Raw genomic sequence first — 8,575 nt, forward strand, 5'->3', positions numbered from 1 at the left:
CTGATTGGCCTGCGAATACGCGACACCGATCTGCCGGACCCCGAAGCCATACAGGATGTCCAGACGATCGAGCTCATTCTCGATCATCGTCGCCGACTCCAGCCCGGCCACCAGCGCCATCCGGCCGTCGCGCTTGGCCGCCCTGATGTCGTCGACCGTCAGCGCGTGGACCACGTAGTCCTGCTTGGCGATGTCCGCGAGCCGCAGGCCGAGGGCATAGATCATGTCGTTCCACTTCCAGCCGTTCTCGCTGGTGACGCACGACGCCCCGGCCATGAAGTTGTCGAAAACGGCCGTCATGCCCGAACGCGACAGACCTTCGTAGCCCGTACGCTGCCGGCCGGTGCGGTTGTATCGGCGCAGTTCACCGACGTCCTTGGGCAGGACCACCGCGTGCTCGTGCAGTGAGATCACGATGTGCTCGGCCATGATCCGGCTGACCCGTGCGGACTGCTCGGCCGACACCCCACCGTCGTAGGCGGGCACTCGGCCGATCTGCTCGGCCAACTCGAAGTCGGCGTAGTCGACGCCCGGCTCGAGATAGCCGTAGGCCTGGTGACCGCGGTAAGAGGCGGATGGTGACTGCATGGTGGTGAATCCTCCAGATGTATTGATGTCGTGGCGGCCCAGGTCCGGGCACCGGTGACGGTCGGTCATGCCCCGCCGAGGCGGGCCAGTGGGGTCTGCTCGGGGAAGTGACAGGCGACCTCGGCGGCCGGCGTGGACCCGATCCGCAGCACGGGCTCGGTCTCGGCGCACACGCTCTGAGCCTTCGGGCAGCGCGTGCGGAACCGGCACCCTGACGGCGGGTCGACCGGACTCGGCGGGTCGCCGGCCAGCAGGGTCCGGGCGCGCGAGGCCCGGCCCCGCGGCTCGGGAACGGGCACCGCTTCGAGCAGCGCCCGGGTGTACGGGTGCTGGGGACGCTCGTACACCTCCCGGCGATCGCCGAGTTCCACGACCTTGCCCAGATACATCACCGCCACCCGATCGGAGATGTGCCGCACCACCGACAGGTCGTGCGCGATGAACACGTAGGACAGGCCCAGTTCCCGCTGCAGCCGCCGCAACAGGTTGACGACCTGCGCCTGCACGGAGACGTCCAGCGCGGAGACCGGCTCGTCACAGACCACGACCTCCGGCTCCAGGGCGAGCGCGCGGGCGATCCCGATGCGCTGGCGCTGCCCGCCGGAGAACTGGAACGGGTACCTGTCGAGATGGTCCGGGTTGAGCCCGACCACGTCGAGGAGTTCCTTCACCCGGCTCAGCCGCCGGTCCCGGGGCAGCACGTCCGGGTGGATCTCGAACGGTTGCGTGAGCAGGTCGCGGACGGTCTTCCTGGGGTTCAGCGACGTATAGGGGTCCTGCAACACGATCTGGACGCTGCGCCGCATCGCCCGCAGCTCGCGGCCCGACGCGGCGTGGACGTCCACGCCGCGGTAGCGCACGTGCCCCGACGTCGGGCTGTCCAGGCCGACGATCGTGCGGGCCAGCGTCGACTTGCCGCATCCCGACTCGCCGACGACGCCGAGGGTCTCGCCACGCCCGAGGGTGAACGACACGCCGTCGACGGCCTGTACGGCACCGCGGCGCCGGCTCAACAGCCCGCCCCCCACCGGGAAGTGCCTGACCAGGGAATCAACCTCGAGCACGATCTCACGCTCGCCCATCGAACACCTCCGCGCGCAGATGGCAGGCGCTGGTGCGGCCTGCCGCGATCACCTCAAGCCCGGGCTGCTCGGACCGGCACAGGTCGATCGCGATGTCGCAGCGCGGATGGAACGCACACCCCTTCGGCGTCAGCACCGGGCTCGGCGGCGCGCCGGGGATGGCCCACAGCTCGTCGTCCTCCCGGTCCGTCCGCGGCATCGAGCGCAGCAGCCCCCGGGTGTACGGGTGGGCCGCGTGCTCGAAGAGCTCCTCCACGGAACCGCGTTCGACGATCCGGCCCGCGTACATCACGGTCACGTCGTCGGCCACCTCGGCGACCACCCCGAGATCATGGGTGATGAGCACCATCCCCATCCCGTTCTCGCGCTGGAGCTCGGTCAGCAGCTCCATGATCTGCGCCTGCACCGTGACGTCCAGGGCTGTGGTGGGCTCGTCCGCGATGAGCACGCGCGGGTTGAGCGCGACCGCCAGGGCGATCATGATCCGCTGGCGCATACCGCCCGAGAACTGGTGCGGATAGTCGTCGACGCGACGTGCCGCGGCGGGGATCCGCACCCGCTCCATCAGTTCGACGGCCCGGGCGCGCGCGGCGGAACGGGACATCTTCCGCCGGACCCGCAGCAGCTCACTGATCTGATGGCCCACGGTGTAGACGGGGTTGAGCGCGGACAGCGCGTCCTGGAAGACCATGGCGACGCCCTCGCCGTTGACCTGCCGGCGGACCCGCTCGACCGCGGTCACCAGGTCGGTGCCCTCGAACATGATGCTTCCGGAGGTGATGCTCGCCGGCGGCGTGTCCAGCAGGCCCATGATCGCCTGGGCCGTCACCGACTTGCCCGATCCCGATTCGCCGAGGAGCGCGAGCGTACGGCCGGCGAAGACCTCAAGACCGACGTTGCGTACCGCGCGGACCGCCCCCTCGCGGGTGGCGAACTCCACGCTGAGGTCGTCCACCCGCAGGATGGGCGCGTTCACGGCCTGCCTGCCCGAGGGTCGAGCACGCCCGCCCTGGTCAGGAAGTCGCGCACCACCTGCTGGAAGAGCTCCGGCTCCTCCAGTTGGGGCGAGTGACCGGACTTCTCGAACACCACCAGCTCCCCGCCGGGGACCAGGTCGGCGATCGCCTGGGAGGCCTGCACCGGCGTGCGCCAGTCGTGTCGTCCCACGGTCACGAGCGTCGGGCAGGTGATCTCGTGCAGCCGCGGGGTGAGGTCGTAGGCCGGCATGTTGACGCCGAACGCCTCGTTGTGGGTCGCGTAGTGGTAGGACGTCTGCGCGACCCGCCGCTCGACCGCCTCGGGATCGTAGTCGTGGTCGTAGAGGGGCAGGATGGCCCGCCAGTACTCCCTGAACTCCTCGTTGCCGGTGAACCGGCCGGTGCCGATGCGCTCGATGACCCATTCGGGGATCCGCACCCGATCCGTCGTCCGGGCCCGCTCGACCGCGAGGTGGTCGTAGTCGGTGTTGGCCGCGGTGTCCCGCAGGACGAGCGCGGCGACGTTCTCCGGGTGGGCCAGGGCGTACTCCATCGCGATGAAGCCGCCGTAGGACCCGCCCGCCATGACGATCCGGCCGAGATCGAAGTGCTGGCGGATCGCCTCGACGTCGGCGACCCACTGGGCGTGGCTGAAGGGCCCCGCGTCACCGGACTCACCGGACCCGCGGGCGTCGAAGACGACGACGCGGAGCCGGTCGGAGAACGGCCCGAACGACCGGCGCGGCTCGGCACGGCTGCCCAGCCCGGGAGCGCCGTGGTGCACGATCATCGCCGGCGCGTTCTCGGGCCCCATGACCTCCACGGCCAGGGGGTTGCCGTTGATCTCCACGAACACCGTGTCCTCCTCGGTCTGTTTCCGGCTCGTCGTCATGGCGCGATCACGTTCTCTTCGAGGCCGCGCGGATAGCTGGTCAACCGTTCAGGTCCCGCGTCGGTGACCAGCACGGTGTCGGAGATGCGGTAGCCGCCGTGGCCCGGCACGTACACGCCCGGCTCGCTGGAGAGCAGCATTCCGGCCCGGAGCACCGTGTCGTCGCCGTCCTCCACCCATGGCGGCTCGTGCTGCTGGACGCCGATGCCGTGCCCTTGGCGGTGCCGGATATGCTCGCCGAGCCCGTGTCCTCTGATGACGTCGAGACACTCGCGGTTGACCTCCGCGCAGGTACGGCCGGCGCGCAGGCCCGCCGTGCCGACCTCCTGGGCCTCCGCCGCGACGGCGAAGTAGCGCCGCTGGTCGGCGCTGGGTTCGCCGATGACGAAGGTCCGCTCGCTCTCGACGAAGCGGCTGCCGACGGCGGCGCCCAGGGAGAGGATGACGGTGTCGCCGATCTCCAGCCTGCGCCTGCTGGGCAGTCCGTGCGGGTTCGCGGAGTTCGGGCCGGCGTGCACCAGGCCGCCGGCCAGCTTCGTCGTGTAGATGACATGGTCGTAGCGCTGGTACATCGCGTCGGAGCCGTACCCGATGACGTGCCGCGCGAGATCGCCCTCGCTCGGCAGCGGGCGCCCCGCGCGGAGCGCGTCCTCGATGAGGGCCCGGCCCGCCGCGAGCATCTCGTCGCAAATCCCGGCCGCCTGGCGGTGCCAGGCGAGCTCCTCCGGATGCTTGGTGAGCCGCAGGTTCGACACCACCGAACTGGTACGGAGTCCGGCTGAGCCCAACGCCTCGGTCAGCGCCCGGTGGCCGGCGAGGCTGAGCCCGCCCGAGATGCCGATCCGGGCCGCGGGCCGGCCCGCACGCCCGATCTCACGCGCGAGTACGGCCTCGGCCGGATCGACGCCGGGAAACTCGGCGTAGGTGACGACGTCGGCCTCAATGCGCTGCAGCGCCGCGTACTCCTCATCGAGCTTCGGCACCACGCACAGGGGCCGGCCGTCACGGGGGAACCAGAGATAGACCGGCCGTTCGGTGACGGCGTAGAAGAACCCGGCGAGGTAGGCGACGTCACTCGGCGCCGTGGCCAGGAATCCGTCCAGACCGTCCTGGTCCAGGGCGTCCCTGAGGGAGGAATGGACGTCCGCGTAGTAGTCGGGAGAAAGGCGCATAGGTCACCGGTCCTTCAGCCGAGGGTCGCGTGAGTCGTTGAACCGCACGCCGGCGACCGTCGCCGAGAGCACGAGCAGCAGGATCGCCAGTGACGGGAACAGCGTCTGCCACCACGCGGTGGAGATCACGCCACTGCGCTGGGCGTTGAGGATGATCCGTCCCCACGACCAGGAGTCGGGGTCGCCGAGCCCCAGGAAGCTCAGCCCCGCTTCGGAGATCACCGCTCTGGCCGCGGTGAGCAGCACGCTCACCACGATCAGCGGCACCACGGCGGGCAGTACCTCACGGGTGACGATCCGCCAGCCCGTCGCGCCGAGCGCACGGGCGCCGTCGATGTACGGCATGGACACCACGACCAGGCCGTTCGACCGGATCAGCCGCGTGACCTCGGGCCAGGAGAACAGCCCGATGACGAACGTCAGCGTCGTGACGCTCGGGCCGACCAGCGCGGTCACCATGATCATGAGCGGCAGCAGGGGGAGCGACAGCATCAGGTCGGTCACCGTGGTGACCCAGGCATCGGCCCGCCTGGAGTAGGCGCCGAGCAGGCCGAGGGCCGTACCGATGACGATCGCGATCGCCGACGCCGCGACCGCCACCGTCAGACTGACCCGAGTCCCCCACACCACCTGGGCGAACACGTCCTGGCCGAGATCGTCGGTGCCGAACCAGTGCGCGACCGACGGCGACCGCAGGATCTCGGAACCGAGCCCACCTGGCCGGTCCACGAGGAGCGGGCCGAGCAGGCCGGTCACCAGGAACACCAGCAGCATCGAGATCGACAGCGCGCCGCTGGGCTTGGCCAGGAATCGCCGGAGGCTCTTCATCGCCGACGGCGGGGTGCTCGCCGCCGGCTCGTCCACCGCGACGGCACCGGCGGGGCCCGTGTCGGGAGGCATCATGGCGCTCATGCGCGGATCCTCGGGTTGAGCAGCATGCTGATCACGTCGGTGATCAGGTTCGCGACGACCACGGTGATCGCGAGCATGATGAACGCTCCCTGCAGCAGTGGATAGTCGAGTTGGCCGACGGCCTCGTAGATCAGCCGTCCGACGCCGGGGTAGGCGAACACGGTCTCGGTGAGCACCGCCCCGCCGACCAGGGTGCCGAGCTGAAGACCCATCAGCGTCAGCGCCGGGAGGAACGCGTTGCGCAACGCGTGCCGCCACAGGGTGCGCTGCGGCGACAGGCCACGGCCTCGGGCGCTTTTGATGTAGTCCTCGCCGAGGACCTCGAGCATGTTGGTGCGCAGCGTGAGTGCGTACGGCCCGAGCTGCACGACCACGAGGCTCAGCAGGGGCAGCGCGAGATGGTGGAGCAGACTGACGTACGCGTCGGCACCCCGGGTGTCGGGGTCGATCGCGCCGCCGATCGGGAACCAGCCGAGCCACGAGCCCGCGACCACGAGCAGCAGGATGCCGATGCTCGGGACGAACAGCGCGTGCCCGGTGATCCCGAACATCTGGACGACCCGGTCGACGCGCTTGCCGCGATGGGCGGCCGCGTACACCCCGAGCGGGATGCCGAGCACGATGGTCAGCACGAACGCCGAGCCGGCCAGGAGTGCCGTCCACGGCAACCGCGACACGATGATGTCGGTGACCGGCTGGAGCTGCCTGAACGACGTGCCGAGGTTCCCCCGCGCCAACTCGGTCAGATACAGCCAATACTGCGTGAGCATGGGCTTGTCCAGCCCGTACTGCTCCCGCAGCGCCTGCTGCATCTCGGGGGTCATGTCCCCCTCGACGACCAGGAGGGTGGGATCACCCGGCAGCAACCGGAGCAGGAAAAACGTTACGGTGACCGCGATCCAGATGGTCAGGATCGCGCGCATCGCCCTTCTGGCGATGAATTCAGCCATGGGGTGACCCCGCCTCCTTTCCTTTCCTCGCCTCAGCCGACGGGTCGGACCTGCGACAGCGAGTAGCCGGTCACCATGCCGAGCAGATCGCTGGGCGAGGGCTGGAAGCCGGTGAACTTGCCGGCGTTGTAGGCGAACTGGATCTTCTCGACATAGAGCGGCGTCAGCAGCGCCTGCTCGTGCACGTAGGCGTCAAGGTCCTTGATCTTCCCCGCGAACTTGTCGTGGTCGGTCGTGACGGCGGCCTCGTCGATGAGCTTGTCGAGCTTCGGGTCCTTGACCAGGTTGTAGTTGATGCCGCCCGGGTTGCTCGACAGGTAGGTGCTGCGGAGCTGGTCCATCGGGTTGTCGAAGACGGCCCACTGCGAGACGTCGAGGTCGTAGTCGCCACTCTTGGTCCTGCTGAGGAATGTGTTCCGCTCGACACACGACGCGACGAGTTCGACGCCGGCCTTGGCCGCGTCCTCCCGCACCACCTGGGCGACCCGGGTCAGGTTCGGGTTGCTCTGGTCACAGACCATCTCAAAGGACAGGCCGTCGAGCTTCCCGTCGCCGTTCTTGTCCGCGTATCCGTCCTCTTCGAGCAGCTTGCGCGCGGCGGCCGGGTCGAACGGGTACGGCTGGAGCTCGGCGTTGTCGTACTCCGCGAAGATCGGTGAGATCGGGCCGGTCATCGGTGAGCCCTCGCCCTGCAGCACCGTCGAGATGATCGACTTGGTGTCGACGACCATTGACAGCGCCTGCCGGACCTTCGGCCGGGCCAGGTGCTCGTTGGTGACGTTGTAGGTGATGTGGGCAAAGCCCAGCGAGCCGACCTCCTGCAGCTTGATCTTCTCGTCGCCGCTGAACGAGGCGATGGCCGAGGCCGGCACCGGCGTGCCCATCAGGTCGATGTCGCCGTTGCGCAGCGCGAGCTGCATGGTGTTGACGTCCGGATACAGCCGGTACTCGACGGTGTCGACGGCCGCGCCGCCCGCGGGCGCGTAGGGGTACTTGTCGTTGCGCGTCATCACGTAGCGCTGACCGGGCGTGGCGCTCTTCAAGATGTAGGCGCCCGCGCCGACCCAGTCGGAGTTGTTGGCAAACTTGGTGATGTCGCCGGCCTTCTCGAAGATGTGCTTGGGGACGATGGACATCCAGAAGCCCACGCCTTCGGCGAACGGCGCGTAGGGCCGGCTGAGCTTGAAGACCACTGTGGTGGCGTCGGGCGCCTCGATGCCCTCGACCCAGGTGAGCTTCGCGGCCACGTTCCCGAGCTTGTTCTTCATGATCGTCTCGGCCGAGTACTTCACGTCGGCCGACGTCACCGGGGTGCCGTCACTCCACACGAAGTCGTCGCGCAGGGTGAAGACGACCGACTTGCCGCCGTCTTCGTGGGTGTACTTGCTGGCGAGCTCGGGGACCTTCTTGGCGTCCCCGTCGATCCGCAGCAGGTGCGGGTACATCGCGTTGAGAATCCAGTTGTCGGTCTTGCTCAGCGACTGCAGCGGGTTGAAGTTCGCGACGTCGGTGGTGGTGCCGATGCGCAGCGTGGTGGAGCTGTCGCCACCGGCCGGCTTCGAGGCGTCCTGGCCCTCGTTGAGGCCGCACGACGTGAGCGTCAGCGCGGTCACGACGGCCGTGACGGCGCCGGACCAGCGTCCGAGGGTACGCATGTTCACCAGACTTCCTTGAGTACGCGCAGGATGTTCCCGCCGATGACCTTGCTGATGTCGTCGTCGCCATAGCCGTGCTTGACGAGCCAGCCGACGATGTTGGTGAAGTTCTCCGCCGGGTTCTCCATGCCGGCCACATACGGCACGCGCGGGTGCTCGACGTGTCCGTGGGCCTGGCCGATCGAGAGGTGCCCGGTGAAGGAGTCGTGCAGCCCCACGTGGTCGCCGAAGTTGGTGTCGGGGCCGAAGGCCACGTGGTCGATGCCCACCAGGTCCACGCAGTAGGTGAAGTGGTCCATCACCGACTCCAGCGAATGCTCGCGATGCTCCTCCGACAGCGTCGTGTG

9 protein-coding genes are annotated in these 8,575 nt (G+C 68.9%); all 9 read right to left on the reverse strand.

The genetic code is table 11. The features are described 5' to 3' along the window. On the reverse strand, window positions 1-588 hold a 588-nt coding region (locus tag BM085_RS42335), incomplete at its 3' end, for a membrane dipeptidase (protein WP_177245563.1). A 65-nt stretch (window positions 589-653) separates the two neighbouring features. After that, entirely contained in the window at window positions 654-1,670 is a 1,017-nt protein-coding gene (locus BM085_RS42340; protein WP_093892354.1) for an ABC transporter ATP-binding protein, read from the reverse strand. Continuing rightward, complete coding sequence (locus BM085_RS42345; protein ID WP_093892355.1) at window positions 1,657-2,646, reverse strand: ABC transporter ATP-binding protein; 990 nt, start codon at window positions 2,644-2,646, stop codon at window positions 1,657-1,659. Before BM085_RS42345 ends, BM085_RS42340 begins: the two co-directional genes overlap by 14 nt. Further along, a complete protein-coding gene (locus BM085_RS42350) occupies window positions 2,643-3,539 on the reverse strand; it encodes an alpha/beta fold hydrolase (protein WP_093892356.1) in 897 nt (298 codons plus the stop codon). Before BM085_RS42350 ends, BM085_RS42345 begins: the two co-directional genes overlap by 4 nt. Next, a complete protein-coding gene (locus BM085_RS42355; RefSeq protein ID WP_093892357.1) occupies window positions 3,536-4,711 on the reverse strand; it encodes a M24 family metallopeptidase in 1,176 nt (391 codons plus the stop codon). Before BM085_RS42355 ends, BM085_RS42350 begins: the two co-directional genes overlap by 4 nt. A gap of 3 nt (window positions 4,712-4,714) precedes the next feature. After that, a complete protein-coding gene (locus BM085_RS42360; RefSeq protein ID WP_093892358.1) occupies window positions 4,715-5,623 on the reverse strand; it encodes an ABC transporter permease in 909 nt (302 codons plus the stop codon). Beyond that, a complete protein-coding gene (locus tag BM085_RS42365) occupies window positions 5,620-6,573 on the reverse strand; it encodes an ABC transporter permease (protein WP_093892359.1) in 954 nt (317 codons plus the stop codon). Before BM085_RS42365 ends, BM085_RS42360 begins: the two co-directional genes overlap by 4 nt. A 32-nt stretch (window positions 6,574-6,605) precedes the next feature. Beyond that, entirely contained in the window at window positions 6,606-8,228 is a 1,623-nt protein-coding gene (locus tag BM085_RS42370; RefSeq protein WP_245790020.1) for an ABC transporter substrate-binding protein, read from the reverse strand. 2 nt (window positions 8,229-8,230) lie between these two features. Beyond that, window positions 8,231-8,575: membrane dipeptidase (locus BM085_RS42375; RefSeq protein ID WP_177245564.1), on the reverse strand; the 345-nt coding region annotated here is incomplete at its 5' end.

It is taken from the genome of Streptosporangium canum (assembly GCF_900113865.1).
Taxonomy (GTDB): Bacteria; Actinomycetota; Actinomycetes; order Streptosporangiales; family Streptosporangiaceae; genus Streptosporangium; species Streptosporangium canum.